The 18,016-nt window shown below is 71.7% G+C and carries 18 protein-coding genes and 1 pseudogene; 8 read left to right on the forward strand and 11 right to left on the reverse strand.

Going from position 1 to position 18,016, the window contains the following annotated elements:
• On the forward strand, positions 1–903 hold a 903-nt coding region (locus tag FPZ41_RS35020), incomplete at its 5' end, for a formylglycine-generating enzyme family protein (RefSeq protein WP_152867614.1).
• A 27-nt stretch (positions 904–930) separates the two neighbouring features.
• Here the strand turns inward: FPZ41_RS35020 and FPZ41_RS35025 are convergent.
• From FPZ41_RS35025 to FPZ41_RS35035, 3 genes are read right to left on the reverse strand one after another with little or no spacing between them, the layout of a single operon-like run.
• Positions 931–1,575 carry a maleylpyruvate isomerase family mycothiol-dependent enzyme gene (locus FPZ41_RS35025; RefSeq protein WP_152867615.1) on the reverse strand — a complete coding sequence of 215 codons (645 nt, stop codon included), beginning with the start codon at positions 1,573–1,575 and terminating at the stop codon, positions 931–933.
• Positions 1,575–2,408, reverse strand: coding sequence for a fumarylacetoacetate hydrolase family protein (locus tag FPZ41_RS35030; RefSeq protein ID WP_322621109.1), 834 nt, complete (start codon positions 2,406–2,408; stop codon positions 1,575–1,577). The genes FPZ41_RS35025 and FPZ41_RS35030 overlap by 1 nt, the downstream gene beginning before the upstream one ends.
• Positions 2,405–3,580: a cupin domain-containing protein gene (locus tag FPZ41_RS35035; protein WP_152867616.1), complete on the reverse strand. Its 1,176-nt coding sequence runs from the start codon at positions 3,578–3,580 to the stop codon at positions 2,405–2,407. Before FPZ41_RS35035 ends, FPZ41_RS35030 begins: the two co-directional genes overlap by 4 nt.
• A 76-nt stretch (positions 3,581–3,656) precedes the next feature.
• On the opposite strand from FPZ41_RS35035, the gene FPZ41_RS35040 reads away from it, so the two are divergent.
• Positions 3,657–4,451: an IclR family transcriptional regulator gene (locus FPZ41_RS35040; protein ID WP_228023176.1), complete on the forward strand. Its 795-nt coding sequence runs from the start codon at positions 3,657–3,659 to the stop codon at positions 4,449–4,451.
• A 13-nt stretch (positions 4,452–4,464) separates the two neighbouring features.
• On the opposite strand, the gene FPZ41_RS35045 is transcribed toward FPZ41_RS35040, so the two are convergent.
• On the reverse strand, positions 4,465–5,460 hold the full coding sequence (locus tag FPZ41_RS35045) for a lysylphosphatidylglycerol synthase transmembrane domain-containing protein (RefSeq protein ID WP_322621110.1): 996 nt from the start codon (positions 5,458–5,460) through the stop codon (positions 4,465–4,467).
• Between the two features lie 621 nt (positions 5,461–6,081).
• Here FPZ41_RS35045 and FPZ41_RS35050 point away from each other — a divergent pair.
• Genes FPZ41_RS35050 through FPZ41_RS35060 form a run of 3 tightly spaced genes read left to right on the forward strand, consistent with a single transcriptional unit; the run spans position 6,082 to position 8,614 of the window.
• Positions 6,082–7,245, forward strand: a complete 1,164-nt coding sequence (locus FPZ41_RS35050; protein WP_194236315.1) for an ABC transporter ATP-binding protein — start codon at positions 6,082–6,084, stop codon at positions 7,243–7,245.
• On the forward strand, positions 7,242–7,949 hold the full coding sequence (locus FPZ41_RS35055) for an ABC transporter permease (protein WP_152867618.1): 708 nt from the start codon (positions 7,242–7,244) through the stop codon (positions 7,947–7,949). The genes FPZ41_RS35050 and FPZ41_RS35055 overlap by 4 nt, the downstream gene beginning before the upstream one ends.
• Positions 7,946–8,614, forward strand: a complete 669-nt coding sequence (locus FPZ41_RS35060; RefSeq protein WP_322621111.1) for an ABC transporter permease — start codon at positions 7,946–7,948, stop codon at positions 8,612–8,614. Before FPZ41_RS35055 ends, FPZ41_RS35060 begins: the two co-directional genes overlap by 4 nt.
• 73 nt (positions 8,615–8,687) lie before the next feature.
• Here FPZ41_RS35060 and FPZ41_RS35065 read toward each other — a convergent pair whose 3' ends face one another.
• The 4 genes from FPZ41_RS35065 to FPZ41_RS35080 all read right to left on the reverse strand — a co-directional run bounded on the left by FPZ41_RS35065 (position 8,688) and on the right by FPZ41_RS35080 (position 13,089).
• Positions 8,688–9,290, reverse strand: a complete 603-nt coding sequence (locus FPZ41_RS35065) for a GTP-binding protein (protein ID WP_322621112.1) — start codon at positions 9,288–9,290, stop codon at positions 8,688–8,690.
• Complete coding sequence (locus FPZ41_RS35070; RefSeq protein ID WP_152867619.1) at positions 9,277–9,717, reverse strand: DUF742 domain-containing protein; 441 nt, start codon at positions 9,715–9,717, stop codon at positions 9,277–9,279. Before FPZ41_RS35070 ends, FPZ41_RS35065 begins: the two co-directional genes overlap by 14 nt.
• Positions 9,718–9,787: 70 nt before the next feature.
• Positions 9,788–10,264 carry a roadblock/LC7 domain-containing protein gene (locus FPZ41_RS35075; protein WP_322621113.1) on the reverse strand — a complete coding sequence of 159 codons (477 nt, stop codon included), beginning with the start codon at positions 10,262–10,264 and terminating at the stop codon, positions 9,788–9,790.
• Positions 10,261–13,089: an ATP-binding protein gene (locus FPZ41_RS35080; protein ID WP_322621114.1), complete on the reverse strand. Its 2,829-nt coding sequence runs from the start codon at positions 13,087–13,089 to the stop codon at positions 10,261–10,263. The genes FPZ41_RS35075 and FPZ41_RS35080 overlap by 4 nt, the downstream gene beginning before the upstream one ends.
• 344 nt (positions 13,090–13,433) lie before the next feature.
• On the opposite strand from FPZ41_RS35080, the gene FPZ41_RS35085 reads away from it, so the two are divergent.
• Positions 13,434–14,390 (forward strand): ABC transporter substrate-binding protein, encoded by a 957-nt coding sequence (locus tag FPZ41_RS35085; protein ID WP_322621115.1) that lies wholly within the window; start codon positions 13,434–13,436, stop codon positions 14,388–14,390.
• Positions 14,391–14,539: 149 nt separating this feature from the next.
• Here the strand turns inward: FPZ41_RS35085 and FPZ41_RS35090 are convergent, their stop codons facing one another.
• From FPZ41_RS35090 to FPZ41_RS35100, 3 genes are all read right to left on the reverse strand, one after another.
• Complete coding sequence (locus tag FPZ41_RS35090) at positions 14,540–15,355, reverse strand: SAM-dependent methyltransferase (protein WP_131561605.1); 816 nt, start codon at positions 15,353–15,355, stop codon at positions 14,540–14,542.
• A gap of 77 nt (positions 15,356–15,432) precedes the next feature.
• Complete coding sequence (locus FPZ41_RS35095; protein ID WP_131561607.1) at positions 15,433–15,693, reverse strand: DUF397 domain-containing protein; 261 nt, start codon at positions 15,691–15,693, stop codon at positions 15,433–15,435.
• The gene (locus tag FPZ41_RS35100; protein ID WP_322621116.1) at positions 15,694–16,569 is read right to left on the reverse strand and encodes a helix-turn-helix domain-containing protein; all 876 of its coding nucleotides are present in this window, start codon (positions 16,567–16,569) and stop codon (positions 15,694–15,696) included.
• Between the two features lie 391 nt (positions 16,570–16,960).
• Here FPZ41_RS35100 and FPZ41_RS35105 point away from each other — a divergent pair, with 391 nt between their 5' ends.
• Complete coding sequence (locus FPZ41_RS35105; RefSeq protein WP_228023177.1) at positions 16,961–17,737, forward strand: ATP-binding protein; 777 nt, start codon at positions 16,961–16,963, stop codon at positions 17,735–17,737.
• Positions 17,715–18,016 (forward strand): annotated as a pseudogene (locus FPZ41_RS35110) (hypothetical protein); the annotation flags it as partial. The gene FPZ41_RS35105 and the pseudogene FPZ41_RS35110, both read left to right, overlap by 23 nt.

Here is an 18,016-nt window from a genome sequence, read left to right on the forward strand (position 1 = left end):
CCCGTCGACCCCGCGCGGGCGGCGGCGCCGGCGGACGGCCGCCCGGTCAGGCTGCCGGGCGGCACCTTCCTGATGGGCGGCGACGACCGCGACGCCAACCGCGGCGACGGCGAGGGGCCGGTGCGCAAGGTGACCGTCGGCCCCGTCGAGATCGACGCGCACTGCGTCACCAACGCCCGCTTCGCCGCCTTCGTCGACGCCACCGGCTACCGGACCGAGGCCGAGAGCTTCGGCTGGTCCTACGTGTTCGCCAGCTTCCTCCCCGGGGAACTGCGCCGCGTCTCGCCCCGCCCCGAGTCCACCCCCTGGTGGTGCGGGGTCGGCGGCGCGTACTGGGCCGCGCCCGAGGGGCCCGGCAGCGGGCTCGCCGAGCGCTGGGACCACCCCGTCGTCCACGTCACCTGGCACGACGCCCAGGAGTTCTGCCGCTGGGACGGGTCGAGGCTCCCCACCGAGGCCGAGTGGGAGTACGCGGCCCGCGGCGGCCTGGAGCGGAAGCGCTACCCCTGGGGCGACGAGCTCACTCCGGGCGGCGAGCACCGCTGCAACATCTGGCAGGGCCGCTTCCCGACCCGGAACACCGCGGAGGACGGCTACGCGGGCACCGCCCCGGTGGATGCCTTCCCGCCCAACGGCTTCGGCCTGCACAACGTGTCGGGCAACGTCTGGGAGTGGGTCGCCGACCGCTGGAGCGCCGAGTTCCACCGCACGGGACCGCGCGACAACCCGACAGGACCGCCTCACGGCCCCGGCCGGGTGATGCGCGGCGGCTCCTACCTGTGCCACGACTCCTACTGCAACCGCTACCGGGTGGCCGCCCGCACCAGCAACAGCCCCGACAGCTCGGGCGGCAACACCGGCTTCCGCTGCGCCCGCGACATCACGGGGTCCGAGCCCGCCTAGTGCCTGTTGAAGTACTGGCCGCCGAGGTCACAGCCACGGTGGCAGGGGCCCGGCGAGGGAGCCGTCGGCGGTCGTCACGCCCGCGTGGGGGCGGCCGGCGAGATACGCCGTGACCTCCGCCGGGTCGCCGTGCACGACGGGCACGTTCGCCCGGCCTCGCTTGGCGAGGACGTCGTCGCGGAGTTCGGCGAGGAACGCCTCGGGCAGGTCGGCGAAGCCCAGGCCGGTGCCCAGGTCGACGGCGTGCACCAGCACCTCCCGGCCACGCATCCAGGGGGTCTCGCCGGTGGGCACGGTCCGCCCCTGGGCGGTGGTCACCTCCGCCTGCCACTGCTCCTCGGTCAGCCTGGCCATCGCATCGTCCAGGGCCCCCGCGGACTCGTCGAACCACGTGACGAGCCGGTCGGCGGGCAGCCGGGCGCCCGCCTCGATGGCCGCGTCGCGTTCCCGCGGCGAGCCGTACATCGGGGTGGGCTCGCCGGTACGCGCCCAGTGCACGAGGTTCCCGATGGCCTCGGCGTTGCCGGCCAGATGGGCGACGACGTGCCCGCGCGTCCAGCCGGGCAGCAGCGAGGGCGCGCCGAGCGAGGTCTCGTCGAGGCCCTCGATGGCCGCACGGCACAGCGCGGTTCCCTCGGCGACCCAGGCGAGCGTCGTGTTCAGCGTGCGCATCACGCCTCCTCGGCGAGGACGCGGTTCTCCAGCCTGCCCAGGCCCGCGATCTCGGTGACCACGACGTCGCCGTCCCGGAGGAAGACGGGCGGCTTGCGGGCGTGGCCGACACCGCCGGGGGTGCCGGTGGCGATGATGTCGCCGGGGTTCAGGCGCACCATCGTCGAGACGTAGCGGACCAGGTCGACCGGATCGAACAGCAGGTCACCGGTGTTGTCCTGCTGCATCACCTGACCGTTCACCGTGCAGCGGATGTCGAGCGCGGGTCGCGGGCCGCCCGCCTCGTCGGCCGTGACGAGCCAGGGGCCCACCGGCGTGGTGGAGTCCCAGTTCTTGCCCTGCAGCCACTCGCGGGTGCGGAACTGCCAGTCGCGGCAGGTGATGTCGTTGAGCACGGTGAAGCCCGCGATGACCGCCTCGGCCGTCGCCTCGTCGGCGCGCCGGACCTGGCGGCCGATGACGACCGCCAGTTCGGCCTCCCAGTCGAACGCGTCGGTCTCGGCGGGGCGCCGGATGGCGTCCTGGGCACCAATGAGGGTGTCGGCGAACTTGCAGAAGAGGGTGGGGTACTGGGGCAGGTCCCGGCCCATCTCCTTGATGTGCTTCTGGTAGTTCAGGCCGACGCAGACCACCTTGCTCGGGTGGGGGACGAGCGTGGCGAACACCGCGTCGGCGGCGGAGTGCCGCGGGCCGTCGGCGCTCGCCGCGTCCGCGAGCCCGCCGGGTGAGGCGAGAACGGCGCCCACGTCGGGCAGGCCGAGGTCGACCAGGTGGTCCTCCTCGACGCGCACCGCGGTGGTGCGGTCACCGAGACGGATGGTTGCGAGCTTCACGCGTTCTCCTCGACATGGGTGCGGAACAGGTTGAGTTTGGTGAGCACGGGCGCGTCGCTGAACTGGAACAGGTCGAGCGCGCCGGAGTCGGAGTCGGACGGGGACGCCTCGGACCGCATCGACAGCGGCGCCCAGGACGGGACCACGAAGAGATCGCCGCGCTGGACCGACCAGGAGACGCCGCCCACGGTGACCCGGCCGCTCCCGTCGAACACCTGGTAGACCGACGACCCGGTCTCGCGGCGGGGAGCGGTCTCGGCGCCGGCGCGGACGCGGTGGAACTGCGCGCGGATGGTCGGCAGGACGTCCTCGGCGGTGGCGGGGTCGGCGTAGCGCACCAGCGCGTGCCCGGGCTCGACGGTGCCGGGGTGCCCCTCGCGCTCCAGCTCCAGCTGGTCGGTCAGGGCGGCGTCGGTGTCCTCCCAGCGGTAGCGCAGCAGCGGCGTGCCCCGGCCGGGCCGGGCGCGCTCGACGTGCGAGACCGGCACCAGACCCGGGTGCCCCCAGAGCCGCTCCGAGCGGGAGCGCTCCGGCGTCGTGCGCTCCTCTCCGGACAGCTCGTCGCGGCCGAAGTCGAAGAACTGCGCCTCGATGTCGTACTGGAAGGGGATGTCGAGGCCGTCGATCCAGGCCATGGGCGCGTCGGTCGCGTTGTGGTGCGCGTGCCAGTGCATGCCCGCCTGCGGCAGGAAGTCACCGCGGCGCATGGGCACCGGATCGCGCTCCACGACGGTCCACACGCCCTCCCCCTCGACGACGAACCGGAAGGCGTTCTGGGTGTGCCGGTGCTCGGGCGCGTCCTCCCCGGGCATCAGGTACTGGATGGCGGCCCACAGCGTCGGCGTGGCGTACGGCCTGCCGCCCAGCCCCGGGTTGGCCAGCGCTATCGCGCGCCGCTCGCCGCCCCGGCCGACCGGGACGAGCTCCCCGGACCGGCCGGCGAGGTCGAGCAGCGTCCGCCACTCCCACCGGTGCGGCTGCGCCTTCGACCTGGGGTGCTCGGGCATCAGGCCGCCGATCCGGGTCCACAACGGCACCAGCAGAGCCTTCTCGAAGCCCCGGTAGAGGTCCAGCAGCCCCGGAGTGACCGGCGGCTGACCGGGTGCGTCCTCGGCGGTCAGCGTGACGGGGGAGACGGCGTTCCGGCCCGGGGTCCGGTCTTGGTCGCTCATACGGGAACCGTGCGTCGCGCGGCCCGCCCGGGAACAGTAGATTCTGCACAGCAGAACAGTCCGGGAGGTCCGCGCCTTGGCCAGGCCCATGAAGAACCCGCCGGCGTACGGCGTCACGAGCGTGGACCACGCGCTGCGGCTGGCGGTGATCCTCCAGGTCGAGGGCCCCCTCACGGTCTCGGAGGCCGCCGAGCGCCTCGGCGTGGCCCGCTCCACCGCCCACCGTCTGCTCTCCACGCTCGTGTACCGGGACTTCGCGGTGCAGAACGCGGACCGCAGCTACCGCGTCGGCCCCGTGCTGGAACTCGCCGCCCAGACACGGTCGGACGTCGCGGAACTCCGGGCCGCCGCCCTCGGCCCGATGCGGGCGCTCGTCGACGTGCTCGACGAGACGGCGAACCTCAGCGTCCGCACCGGCCGGACCGTGCGGTTCATCGCCTCCGTCGAGTGCTCCCAGGCGCTCCGGGTCGGCAAGCGGGAGGGCATGGTCTTCCCCGCGCACCAGGTGACCGGTGGCCTGGTCATGCTCGCGGCCCTCGGCGACGACGAACTGTCCGCGCTCTACGCGCCCGCCCCCCACGGCAGGGCCGAGGAGCGCCCCGATCCGGCGAAGCTGCGGGCCGAGTTGCGTGCGGTCAGGCGGAGCGGTGTGGCGCTCAACCTGGAGCGCTCCGAGCGCGGCGTCGTCGCCGTCGGGCGCGGGGTGAGAGGCCCCCGCGGTGACACCGTCGCCGCAGTGGCGGTCTCCATGCCGAGCGTGCGCCACTCGCCGCGCCGGCTGAAGGAGGTCGTCGCGGCCCTGACCACCGCGTCCACGGCCATCTCCGCCGCCCTCGAAGACGGATTCCGGTACGCGGCGGACGAGGGCTGACGCAGGGGTCGGCTCACAGCACCTTGCGCTGGACGAGGACCGAGAGCACGAGCGTGCCAGGCAGCAGGGGCACCCAGACCGTCAGGACGCGATAGCCGATGACGGTCGCCGTGGCCAGGCCCATCGGCGCACCGAACGCCACCAGGGTGAACACCAGCGCCGCGTCCACGGGGCCGATGCCGCCCGGTGCGGGTACGGCCCCCACCGCCGTACTGGCGACGAGGAACGCGAGGGTCACCTGCGCCCACGACAGCGACAGGCCGAACGAGGCCCCGACCGAGGCGATCACGCTCGCCTGGAGCAGCGGGGTGGCGGCCGCCCCGCCCCACAGGGCGAGGACACGACTGGGCCGGGTGTGCAGCAGCCGTGCGTCGGTGAGGGCGGTCCGCACGAGGGCGAGGACCGGTCGGCGCACGGGACGTACGACGGTCAACAGCAGCGCGGCCACGGCCAGAGCGCCCGCCACGCTCCCGGCGACCACGAGCGACGTCCGCTCGTCCGGGACCAGGCGGCCGAGGTCCAGCACATCCGGAAAGGCCAGAAGGAAGACGAGCAGAACCAGCGTCCTGGCGACCGGTTTGACCAGCGAGTAGAGGGCGAGAGAGGCCGTCGCCCGGGCGAGGGGTACGCCCTGGCCCCGCAGGAAGCGCAGCGTGACGGCATGCGCGCCGATGCTCGCCGGCAGCACGTGGTTCGCGGCACCGGCGGCGAACTGCGACGCGATCAGCAGCCCCGGCGGAAGCCTGTCCAGTAGGGCGCCCTGCCGGACGCAGGCGGCGGTCAACCAGCCCAGGCAGGTGAAGAACGCCGCGGCCAGCAGCCACCAGGGGTCGGCGGATGCCAGCCGGGCGGCACCGTCGCGCACGGCCCGCCAGTCGGCCACCGCCCACGCTCCGATCAGCACGATCGGAAGCAGGCTCAGCACCCAGCGGACGAGGCGTCCGGCGGAGGGGGAGCGGACGACGGCGGGGAAGGCACCGTGGAGATCACCGAGCGGGAGCAGGGACACGGAACACGTCGTCCTTCCGCGTCACGCCCGCGCGGGGCGGGGCGGACGGAACCAGGGCGGGACAAGAGGGGACGACGAAAACGTTCCCGGCAGGTGTGACGCCGTGGTGTCCGGGACCCGAAGCCCTGTCGGCGGGCGGGCGACGCGTGCGCCGCCGGCGGGCCGGTGCCGGAAGCGTCCGGGTGGTACCGGTGGGCCGCTGGGCCCTGTCGTCAAACTCCCTCCCCTACTGCCTTAAAGGCGTGGGAGGTGCCCCCAGCCCCGCGGCGTCTGGCACGCACTCCCTCACTGCCTCAAGGGTGTGGGAGCACCCCCACACGGCGTTGCCGAAACGCCCGAATAGCTCCGCTATCAGGGCGCTCCGGCGCCTTGCGATCGCACGCTCCCCCACGCTCGGCTTCGCTCGCGCGGGGCCCCCATCGCCGCCGCGGGGCCCGCCCTCCGGGCGGACGACGGGAGTTTGACGACAGGCCCTAGCGCCGTGCCCACCTGTGCGCATCGCGCCACACGCCCGTCAAAGGCGCGTAAACATCGGCCGTTTAGACTCGTCCCGCAAACGGCTGTTCGACCGAGCCCCACCCGCAGCAGTCGCCTCCCCAAATCCGAAGGGTGTCCGGCGTTTTGATACGGATGGATTCAGTCACCAAGCGGTATCCGGACGGCACGGTGGCGGTCGACGGACTGTCGCTGGAGATACCGGACCGCACGATCACCGTCCTCGTCGGACCCTCGGGCTGCGGGAAGACGACGACCCTGCGGATGATCAACCGGATGGTCGAGCCGAGCGAGGGCACGATCCTCGTCGACGGTGTGGACGTCCAGAAGCAGCCGGTCAACACCCTGCGCCGGTCCATGGGGTACGTCATCCAGAACGCCGGCCTCTTCCAGCACCGCACGATCGCCGACAACATCGCGACCGTGCCCCGGCTGCTGGGCTGGAGCAAGCAGAAGGCGAGGGCCCGGGCGGAGGAGCTGATGGAGCGGGTGGGGCTCGACGCCTCGCTCGCCAAGCGGTACCCGTACCAGCTGTCGGGCGGTCAGCAGCAGCGCGTGGGTGTGGCCCGCGCGCTGGCCGCGGATCCGCCGGTGCTGCTGATGGACGAGCCGTTCTCGGCGGTCGACCCCGTGGTCCGCAAGGGACTTCAGGAGGAACTCCTGCGGATCCAGGGCGAGCTGGGCAAGACCATCATCTTCGTCACCCATGACATCGACGAGGCGATCCGGCTGGGCACCAAGGTCGCGGTGATGCGCGCCGGCGGCCGGCTCGCGCAGTTCGCCGAGCCCGCCGAGCTGCTGAGCGCTCCGGCGGACGCGTTCGTCGAGGACTTCCTCGGCGCCGACCGGGGCATCCGGCGGCTGTCGTTCTTCCCCTCCGAGGGCCTGGAACTGCTCACCGGGCCCGTCGTCGCGGTCGGCGCCACCGCCGAGCAGACCGCCGCCCGTGAGGCGTCCGGGGCGCCGTACCTCCTCGTCACCGACGGCGGCGGCAAGCCGCTCGGCTGGAGCGAGCCGGGCAGCCTGCCGGGTGCGGCAGCGGAGGAACTCCTGCCGTACGGGCGGCCGTTCGTCGCCGGCCAGGACTCCCTGCGGGTGGCGCTGGACTGTGCCGTGCTGTCGCCGACCGGCTGGGCCGTCGCCGTGGACGGCACCGGACGGGTCGTCGGTGTCGTCTCCCAGGAGACGATCGGCGAGGCCATCCGCGGAGCCCACGCCGCCGGCCGGAAGGCGGACGTCGCGGGCCGGAAGACGGACACCGAGGGCCGGAAGGCGGACGTCGCGGGATGAGCGGGTTCTTCGACATCCCGAGCGACCTCCAGAACAGCTACTTCGGGCTGATCGGGCTGCATCTGCGGGAGGCCCTGCTGCCGGTCCTGGCCGGACTGGTCCTCGCCCTGCCGCTCGCCCAGCTGTGCGTCAGGCTGCGCTGGCTGTACCCGCCCGTGCTGTGGGTGACGACCGTGATCTACGCGATCCCGTCGCTGGCCTTCTTCGTCGTCCTCATCGACTACACCGGTCTGAGCGAGCTCACCGTGATGATCCCGCTGACCCTGTACAGCCTGGTGGTGCTCGTCCCCGCCGTCGTGGACGCGGTCCGCTCGGTGCCGCAGGAGACGCTCGCCGCGGCCACCGCCATGGGTTTCGGGCCGGTACGCCGGTACGTCCAGGTGCAGTTGCCGATCGCCGTGCCCGCCATCATCGCGGGACTGCGGGTGGCGACCGTGTCCAGCATCTCCCTCGTCAGCGTCGGCAGCCTCATCGGCAACCAGGGGGCCCTCGGCAACCTGCTCGGGGCCTCGATGCTGTACCACCGACCCGAGCTCGCGGTGACCTCCGTGGTCACCACCGCGGTCCTGGCCATCCTGGTGGACGCCCTGCTGGTGCTCGTACGCGTCCTGCTGACGCCGTGGATGCCGCGCCGCACGCCCACGAAACCGAAGGCCGAGCAGCCCGACCCCGCCGCCCTCGCGCTTAAGGACCAGGCCCGGTGAACGTCCTGAACTTCGTCAACGCCTTCTTCAGCGACAGCGCCCACTGGCACGGTTACGACGGCATCCCGACCCGGTTGTGGGAGCACATCCAGTACTCGCTGCTCGCCCTCGTGATCGCCGCCGCGATCGGGCTCCCCGTCGGGCTGGTCACCGGGCACACCGGCCGCGGCGGCAACACGCTCGCGTTCATCGCCACGGCCGCCCGCGCCCTGCCCAGCTTCGGTCTGCTGGTGCTGCTGTTCGTGCTGATCGGGCTCGGCATGCTGCCCGTGATGATCCCGCTCGTCGTGCTCGCCGTGCCGCCCATCCTCGTGACCACGTACGAGGCCGTGCGCTCGGTCGACCCCTCACCCGTCGACGCGGCCCGGGGCATGGGCATGCCGGAGAGCAGGGTGCTGTTCCAGGTCGAGCTGCCCGAGGCGCTGCCGCTGATCCTGGGGGGCTTGCGTTCGGCCGCCATCCAGATCGTCTCCACGGCCACCATCGCCGCGTACGTCAGCTTCGGCGGGCTCGGCCGGTACATCGTGGACGGCCTCTACCAGCGCGACTACGAGAAGGTGGTCGGCGGCGCCATGCTGACGGCCCTGCTGGCGCTGGCGACGCTCGCGGTGTTCTGGGCGGTGTCGCGGGTGGCGGTGTCGCGGGGAGTGCGCAGGAGCGCCTGACGGCCGGCGGCCCGAACCGTCGTGTGCGCGGGCCCGGACGGATCCACTGGTCCGTCCGGGCCCGCGCGCGTGGTCACGCCTCCGTGCGAGCCAGCGCGAGTTCGAGGACGACGAGCAGCGCGTCGCGCACCGAGCCGCGCTCGCGCGCGTCGAACACCACGACCGGGACCTCTTCGGCGACGTCGAGCGCCCAGCGGACCTCGTCCAGGGTGTGCTCCACCGTGCCGTCGAAGGCATTCGCCGCCACCGCGAACGGGATCTCCTTGTGCTCGAAGTAGTCCACGGCCGCGTAGCAGTCGTCCAGGCGCCGGGTGTCGACGATGACGAGCGCGCCGACCGCGCCCTCGACGAGGTCGTCCCACATGAAGCCGAACCGGTCCTGTCCCGGCGTACCGAACAGATACAGCTTCAGCGTCGGGTCGATGGTGAGGCAGCCGAAGTCCATGGCGACCGTGGTCGTGGACTTGCGGGGGGTGTGGGTCAGGTCGTCCACGCCCGCGGCGACCTCGGTGATGGCCGCCTCGGTGGTCAGCGGCTCGATCTCGGAGATCGAGCCGACGGTGGTGGTCTTGCCCACGCCGAAGCCGCCCGCCACCACCAGTTTGACCGGCAGCGGTGGTCGTACGGCGGCCGCCGGCACCGCGGCGGGGCGGGTGGCCGGTTCAGTCGGAGTCACGGAGTACCCCTCGGGAGTCGGGGATGGCGCGGAGACCATCGATGATCTTTCGCAGAACGGAGGCGTCGCGGGCGGCGCCGGGGCGCGGCACGTGCACCGTCAACTGCCCCTCGGCGCGCAGGTCCTCGGCCAGGACGCGGACGACGTTCAGGTGCAGCCGGAGCTTGGCCGCGATCTCCGCGACCGACTGCGGCAACCGGCAGGCGGCGATGATGTCGTGCCGCTCCAGGGTGAGCCGGTCGAGTGCGTCGATCCCCGCGGTGGTGGCGACGACCTGGGTCTCGAGGGGGATCGCGCTGCCGGAGGCGTACCCCGCCACGCGACCCTGGGTGAGCAGGAACGGCCGTACGGCGGAGGCCGCGCCGACGGGAGCACCGTCCGGGCCCGTGAAGCCGTCCGCGCCGGCCGGGTCCTGGCCGTCCGCCATGGGTGTCTCCCTCCTCCTGCGACTCCTGCTGCTGCGATTCCCACGACTCCCGCGACCGGGCGGCGAACGGTCAGCGCGTCGCCGCGCCTCCGACGTTGTTCTTGAGTTCGAGGACGAGTTGGGGGCTGAGCGCGGCACCGGCACGGTTGGCGAACAGCGTCATCTCGTAGGCGATGTTGCCCAGTTTGGCCTCCTTGTCGGTGACCACACCGAGCACGGCACCGCTGCCGATAGCGGAGACCAGCACATGGCCGCCCTCCAGATCGATGATGACCTTGTTCAGGCCGCCCAGGCCGTAGTTGCCGGAGGCACCGGCGGCCAGGCTGGTGATGCCGGACACGATCGCGGCCAGGCGCTCGGAGTCGGCGTGCTCGCGCTTCTGCGACACGGCGATGAGCAGCCCGTCGGAGGACACGGCGATGGCGTCGACCACGCCGGCGGTCTCGGTGGCGAACCGGTTCAGGAGCCAGGTGAAGTCAGCCGCGGCGGCCTGGAGGTCGGCCGGCTCGGCCCCTCCTACTTGAGTGTCACCTGTCGACGTACTCACTGCTCCGCTCCTTCCGGGAGGTCGTGCTGGTGGTGCCGGCGATCCCGGCTGGGCTGGTCCTGTGCGGTGGTGCCTGCGGGGCCCGTGTCCGCGTCGGTGGCTGCCGCCGAGTCGCGGTGCGCACGCTCGACGGCGGCCTCGAACTCCTCGATCTCTGACCGGACGGCTTCGGCGTCGGCCGGGCGTGCCGCCTGACGCGCCGTGTGCCCCGAGGTGTCCGCCGTACGGAGGGTGGCGCCCCGGACACGGCGGCGCAGGGGCCGGGCTGAGCCACTGGGAGCCTCCTTCGCCGCATCCCGGGGAGCGGAGGCGGCGTCGCCGCTCCGGGGCCCGGGGACGAACGGGAGGCCTGCGGACGGCTCCTGTCCGGCCCGGGGCGGCTGTCCGTCGGCGGGCTCCGTGGCGCGGCGGGGGACCCGGTGGGGGAGCGCGGCGGGGCGACCGGCGTCGGCGGCATCGGCCGGAACGACGGTGGAGGGCAGCGGCCCGGAGGGTGCGGGGGGTTCGGGGGAGCCCTGGGCGGCGGCTCCTGCGCCGTCCGCACCGGCACTCATCGCCGCGACCGTCACCGATGTCCCGGCAGCGCTCGCACCTGCCGTAACCGAGGTCCCGGTGGCGCCCGTACCGACGGTTGCTGATGTCTCGGCAGCGCCCGCACCGGCCGTTACTGAGCTCCCGGAGGCCCCCGTACTGGCCGTTACCGATCTCGCGGCGGCGCCCGTACCGACTGTTACCGAGGTCCCGGAGGCCCCCGCACCGGCCGTCACCGAACTGCCACCGACACCCTCGTCGGCCGTCCCCGAACCGCCGGAGGCACCCGTGGCCTCCACTCCCACCGGGCTCATCGTCAGCAGCAGTGACGTCGGGACGGTCACCAGAGCGGTCAGGCCGCCGCCCACCGTGCGGGCCAGGGTGACCTCGATGCCCCAGCGGCGCGCGAGCGTACCCACCACGAACAGGCCGAGGACCTTCGTCGGCGCCAGGTCGAGGCGCTCACGACGGACCAGCCGGGCGTTCTCCTCGGCGAGGCGCTCGGGGCTCATACCGAGGCCGTGGTCGGCGACCTCGATCAGCCCACCCTGGGCGGTGCTGCTGACGGCCACCTCGACGTGGCTGTCGGCGGGCGAGAAGGAGACGGCGTTCTCCAGGAGTTCGGCCACCATCAGGGTCAGGTCGCCGATGATGTCCGGCTCGACCATGACCTGGGTCCGGGCGGTGAGCCGTACCCGCTGGAAGCCCTCGATCTGGCCGAGCGCGGCGCGGACGACATCGGTGAGGGAGGCGGGCCCGGAGTCGAGGACGGTCTCGCGGATGCCGGCGAGGAGCATCAGGCTGTCCGCGTTGCGGCGCAGCCGGACGGCGATGTGGTCGATGGAGTAGAGGCGTTCGAGCAGGGCCGGGTCGGTCTCGCCGCGTTCGACCGCGTCGATCAGCGAGAGCTGGCGCGTCGTCAGGTTGCTGACGCGGCGTCCCACGTTGCCGAACATCTCGGCCACGTTGCGCCGGCTGAGCACCTGTCGCTCCAGCAGCGCCGCCGCGGTGGTCTGTACGCGGTTGAACGCCCCGGCGAGTTCGCCGATCTCGTCGCGCGCCGTGACCGGCATCTCGCGCAGCCGCGGCGGTCCCGCGTCCTCGTCGTCGTCGTCGGCCACGCGGGCCAGTTCGCGTCCGGCGACGTCGGCCACCTCGCGGGCGGCCCCGGTCAGGGCCTGCACCGGCATGACCACCGAGCGGCGGACCGCCACCGAGAAGGCGAGCCAGCCGACGAAGCCGAGCAGCGCGAGCCCCAGCAGTCCGACGGCCCGTTCGTACGAGGCCTCGGAGACGTGGTCGGCGCCGTCGGCGATCTGGCCGATGAGCGAGGTGGTGATCCTCAGCCGGCTCTCGGCCTGTTCGCGGTAGACGGGGTACGAGTCCAGCGCCTCGTCGAACGCCCGGCGGATCTCGGCGGGGGACTCGGCCTGCAGCCCGCCGGGGTCGATCTGCAGCTCCGCGTAGTGCTGGAGGATGGTGGCCTGCGAGGGGTTGTACCTGATCCCGCTCAGCTCGTCGCTCTGGGCCTCGGTGGCGAACCGCCTGAAGCGGTCGGCCTGGAAGGCGTACTGCTCGTCGAAGCTGACCGCGTTGATGAACTCGATCAGCGCGTTGCTGTCGCCGGTCCGGGCGGAGAAGACGCTGGTCTCGAAGGCGCTGTGGGAGGCGTCGGCGTGCAGCAGGGAGTCGAGCAGGTTGCCGGTGAAGGAGGCCGCGAGGGCGGCGTTGTGCTCGAGGCCGAGACCGTCGATGACGCTCTTGGTGGCGCTGATGTACGCCGGGTCGATGTTGTCGGCCGGGGTGTAGCCCGACTCGATGGTGCGGCGCAGGTCGTCCAGCCCGTCGATCTCCCTCAGGGCCTGTGCCTCCGTGTCCGGGAGCCGGTCGCCGAAGGTGTCGCGCACCTTCTGCACCTGGGCGTCCAGGTCTGCCTGGGCCTTGCGGTAGGAGGCCGGCGAGGGCCCGGTGTCGCTCTGGTCGGCCTCGTGGCGCACCGAGAGCAGGATGGCCTGCTGGTGCTCGACCTCCACGCGGTCGACGAGCACCGCCACTTGCACGCTGTCGCGGACGAGCCGGGCCGCGGCGTCCGCGTCGCGGGCCTGCCCCACCTGGTCGGTGATGAGGTACGCGAGCAGTACGGCGACCACGGCGAGCGGTACGCCGACGAGGATGTTGAGCTTGCGCCGGAACGGCCACCGGTCGGCGAAACCGCGGATGCCGAGGACACCGCGTGTGCGGTTCCGCGGTGCCGGGAGCTCGGGCGAGGGTGTGCCCGCCTCGTTCGTGGACACCAGGCCTCCTTAGTGGGCGTTACATGGCGCACGAAAGCCTTATGTTTACCGTTTCTTGACCGGATCTGGCCGTTCGTCGAAGCGGACGGGAGCATACAGCCAGAAAGGGAACGGACATCCCAGAGGGGGTGCAAGGCGAATCCGACGTCCTCGTCCACTCAACTTGCCCCGATGTCGGACCAGGTGAGACTAGCGTCTCAACAGATCCACCATCGATCACAATTGGGTAATAGTCGAAGCGAATCGGTGATCTGGCTGCTCTTGACGCATCTGGATCCGGGTGGATTGGATCAGGACAAGACATCCCGCAAGAGTCCCTCACCCTCCCAGTCCGGAACGGAATCGTGACTTCTACCGCTCCCAGCCGCAGGTCCATCCGCAGGCACCCCGGTGCCGCCGCCGTCGCGCTCGCCGCCACCACGGCCCTGCTGGCAGGGTGCGGCTCCTCCGACGACCAGGCGGACAACCCACTCGACGGCAAGGCGTCCGGCGACACCATCGTCGTCGGCTCCAACAACTTCACCGAGAGCATCCTGCTCGCCGACATCTACGGCGAGGCCCTGAAGGCCAAGGGCATCAAGGTCACGTACAAGCCGAACATCGGCAGCCGCGAGACCACCTACGGTCTGCTGAAGAACGGCTCCGTCACGGTCCTGCCCGAGTACAACGGCTCGCTGCTGGCGTACCTGGACAAGAAGGCCGAGCAGAAGTCGGCCGAGGCCGTGAACGCCGCCGTCCAGGCCAAGCTCGACTCGAAGCTGACGCTGCTGGAGTCGTCGCCCGCCGAGGACAAGGACTCCGTCACGGTCAACGCCGAGACCGCGAAGAAGTACGGCCTCAACCCCGAGTCCACCCTCGCGGACCTCAAGGACGCCGCCCCCGACCTGGTCATCGGCGGCTCGCCCGAGTTCCAGACCCGTCACCAGGGCCTGGTGGGGCTGAAGGCGGAGTACGGCCTGGAGTTCAAGTCCTTCAAGGCGCTCGACGCGGGCGGTCCGCTGACCCAGGCGGCGCTGAAGAAGAACACCGTGCAGGCCGCGGACCTCTTCACCACGGACCCGACCATCATCAAGGAGAAGTTCGTGGTCCTACAGGACCCCAAGAACCTCTTCGGGTTCGCCAACGTGACCCCCCTGGTCCACAAGTCCGGCCTCCCCCAGGAGGGCGTGGACGCGCTCAACGCCGTCTCGGCGAAGCTGAACACCAAGACGCTGCTCGACCTGGACTCCCAGGTGCAGCTGGAGAACAAGGACCCGCTGGACGTCGCCAAGGCCTGGCTGAAGTCGGCCGGCCTGGACTGACATACGGTTCGCGCCGACTCACGGCGGCGGCACGGGCGGTCCCGGACTCCGGGGCCGCCCGCGCCACGCAACACACGGCACCGGGCTCGACGTGAACGGCTCGGCCCCGGCGCGACAAGCGCACCGGGGCCGGATGGATGTGCCGCGCGTTACGGCTTGCGGGCCACCGCTCCGTACATCGCGATGTCCTCGTCCCGGATGTCCTGCTCGCCCGTGCCGTCCGGGTGCCACTTGTGGACCTGGACGATGCCCGGCTCGGCCAGTTCGAGGCCCTCGAAGAACTCGTGGGCCTCGTCGATCGTGCGCAGCCGCATGGGCATGTTGCGGGCGGCGTACTCGCGGGCGACGCGGCCCACCTCCTCCGGCGCGAACTCGGCGGTGCCGATCGTCATCGCGAGGTAGCTGCCGGAGGGGAGGGGCTCCAGCAGACGGCGCACGATGCCGACCGCGTCGTCCTCGTCCAGGACGAAGTGGACGATCGCTATCACGGTCAGCGCGACCGGCTTGCCCAGGTCGAGGGTCTCCCGGAACTCGGGGGAGTTGAGGACGGCCTCCGGGTCCTGGAAGTCGGCCTCGATGTACGCCGTCTTCCCCTCGGGCGTGCTGGAGAGCAGGCCCTGGGACAGGGTGAGGACGATCGGGTCGTTGTCCACGTAGACGACCCGGGACTCGGGCGCCACCGACTGGACGATCTCGTGGAGGTTGGGCGAGGTGGGGATGCCCGTGCCGATGTCGAGGAACTGGCGCATGCCCGCCTCCTCGGCGAGCCAGCGCACGGCGCGGTTCATCCAGTCGCGGTTGGCGCGCATGTGGACCGGCAGGGCCGGCCACTCCTGCGCCATGGCGTCACCCGCCTCCTGGTCGGCGGGGTAGAAGTCCTTGCCGCCGAGGATGTAGTCGTAGATACGCGCCGAGTGGGCGTTCTCGGTGTCGATCCTGTCGGCCGGCCATCCGTTGTCGGACAACGCGGTCCCTCCTTTTCGAAGTCGTGGTTCAGAGTTGAACACTCAGTAAAAACAAAGGGGTTAACAAAAAAGAGGGATCAGAGGAGGAAGTCGGCGTCACCCGCCTTCACGCCGGTCAGGAAGCTGTACATCTCGTGCGGGGTGAAGACCAGGGCGGGGCCGTCGGGGTCGGTGGACTGGCGGAGGGCGACGCGGCCGTCGGTGAGCTTCTTCGCCTCCACGCAGGCGCCGCCGACGTCGTCGCTCCAGGGCTTGGACCAGCCCTGCGTGCCGAGGTCACGGGACGGCATTCCGTTGCGTACGGGGTCGGGTGTGCAGTGGTGGGTGTGGTGGTGCATTCAGAGCTCCTTGCGTAGGGCACCGAGGACGGCCTCGGTCTTTCCGGCGGGCGCCGACTGGGCGCCCAACCGGTCCAGGGCCTCGCGGTAGACCACGACATCGTCCGGCTTGTCGAGGTACACGGCGCCGACCAGCCCGTTGAGGTACACGATGTCGGGCAGTTCGGGCGCCCTGAACCGGAAGAGATGGAACGCGCCGGCCCGCATGGCGGGATGCGGGCCGTTGCTGAACGGCATGATCTGCAGGGTCACCTGCGGCAGCCGGTTGAGCTCGATCAGGTGGTCCACCTGCTCCCGCATCACCCGGGAGCCCCCGACCGGCCAGCGCAGGACCGTTTCGTCCATGACGATCCACACGCGTGGCGGCATCGGTCGGGTGAGCAGTTCCTGGCGTCGCATGCGCAGCGCCACCCGGCGGTCGGTGGCCTCGGAGGAAGCGTGCGGGTTGCCGGCGCTCAGCAGGGCGCGCGCGTACGCCTCGGTCTGCAGCAGCCCGTGCACGAACTCGGCCTCGTACGCGCGGATGTGGAGGGCCGCCTGCTCCAGGTTCAGATACGCCGCGAACCAGTCCGGCAGGACATCACGGTACGTGTGCCACCAGCCGCGTTTGTTGGCCTCACGGACCGACTTCAGGAAGGTGTCGATCTCCTGCTGGTCCCGGATGCCGTACACCTGGAGCAGCTTCTCGACGTCCGGGAGCCGCAGCCGGGCGACCTTGGCGGCCTCCAGCCGGCGGATCGTGGAGTGGCTGACGCCGATCGCCTCGCCCGCCTGCTCGAACGTCAGACCGGCACGGGTACGCAGCTCCTCCAGTTGCCTGCCGAGGATCATCCGCAGCACGGAGGGGGCACCGCCCCAGTCGGTTTCCGCGGTCACGCCGTCACCCCTCACGCGTACACGCCGGGCAGCGATGTCGCACTCTGTCACGATCACCAATGGACGAGGGGAAGCATGCACCCTACAAAATGCAAATTTCAACTTGGCGGTTGCGAGCCGATGTTGGCAGGTGCCACAGTGGTCACATCGTCCACGACCGGTGAACGAGGAGACCTGGTAGTTCCGTTGGGGGAGATGGGGCTGCGACACGGGGCTTTCGGCAGCGAGTTTCCGCACGTCACGGTGGATCTCGTGGTGAAGCCCGACCGGTACGGGACGGTGCGGAACGGACACCGTCCCGTGGTGCGGCACCGGCACCGGCTCAGGTGTGCAGTCAGACGAAAGGCGAACGGCGATGGCTCCGCCCTCCCTCCCCCAGCCTTTGGACCGATTGCCTGGCGAACCCCCGTCGTGGGACGGCGACCAGTCATGGGACGACGACCGGGCGCGTGGCCGGTCGCCCGAGCCCGCGTACTCCCGCCTGCCTGAACACCCCCGCAGATCCGAGGTGTTCGGCCTGCCCGCGACACCCGCCTCGGTGCGGCAGGCCCGGGAGATCGTGCGGGAGGTGCTGGACGCGTGGGGCGCGGCGCCCGAACTGTGCGACGACGCCGTCCTGGTGATCTCCGAACTCGTCACCAACGCGTTCACGCACACGAGGAGCGACCGTGTCGTGTGCCGTCTGAACCTCGGCGGCGGGCGGCTGCGCGTCGAGGTCGAGGACCAGAACCGCGACGCGACGCTCCCGGAGCAACGGCAGCCGGACAGCGACGACCAGAACGGGCGTGGCCTCATGCTGGTCTGCGCGCTCTCCAGCGACTGGGGGGCCGGCGCGAGCGCCCGCGGTTCGGGAAGCGTCGTCTGGGCCGAACTGGCCTGGCGGCCGGCCGAGCCGGCCCCGGCAGCCGTCGGCTCGCCCGTGCGGGAGACCCGGTCCCCGGTGTGGGAGGCCGCGTCGCCGATACGCGGGTCCGAGGCGCCGTCGAGCACGGCGCGTCCGGTGACGAAGGGCGTGACAGTACCGCCCGACGGCAGCGCGCCGCCGCTGACGGCGGCCGTGACCCTCCCGGCGGCCCGCCGACCGGCGGTCACGTCCTCCCACGTCACCCGGCCCGTCCCCCGCTCGGCCGAAGGGCACCTGCCGCATGGAACTCCAGCACTCCCCTGACCTGTGGCCGCACACCCCCTCCGTACCCCGTCCGCGTGATCCCCGGCCCGCACGACTGGCCCTGCCCGTGGGGCTCTCCACCACTCTGGGCTACGACGCGGTGGGGACCTCCCGGGAACACGGCGAGCGGATCATGGCGACCCTGCCCCGGGTGGGGTGCGTCTTCGCCGACGACGAGCTGTGGTGGTGGATCGTCCCCTCCGGCTCCCACATCGACGTCACCTGGCCGGCCGGGACCCGCTACGCCATCGGCGCCCGCGTGGCCCACCCGCCCGGGAC

The sequence above is a fragment of the Streptomyces acidicola genome, from assembly GCF_009377235.1.
GTDB lineage: Bacteria > Actinomycetota > Actinomycetes > Streptomycetales > Streptomycetaceae > Streptomyces > Streptomyces acidicola.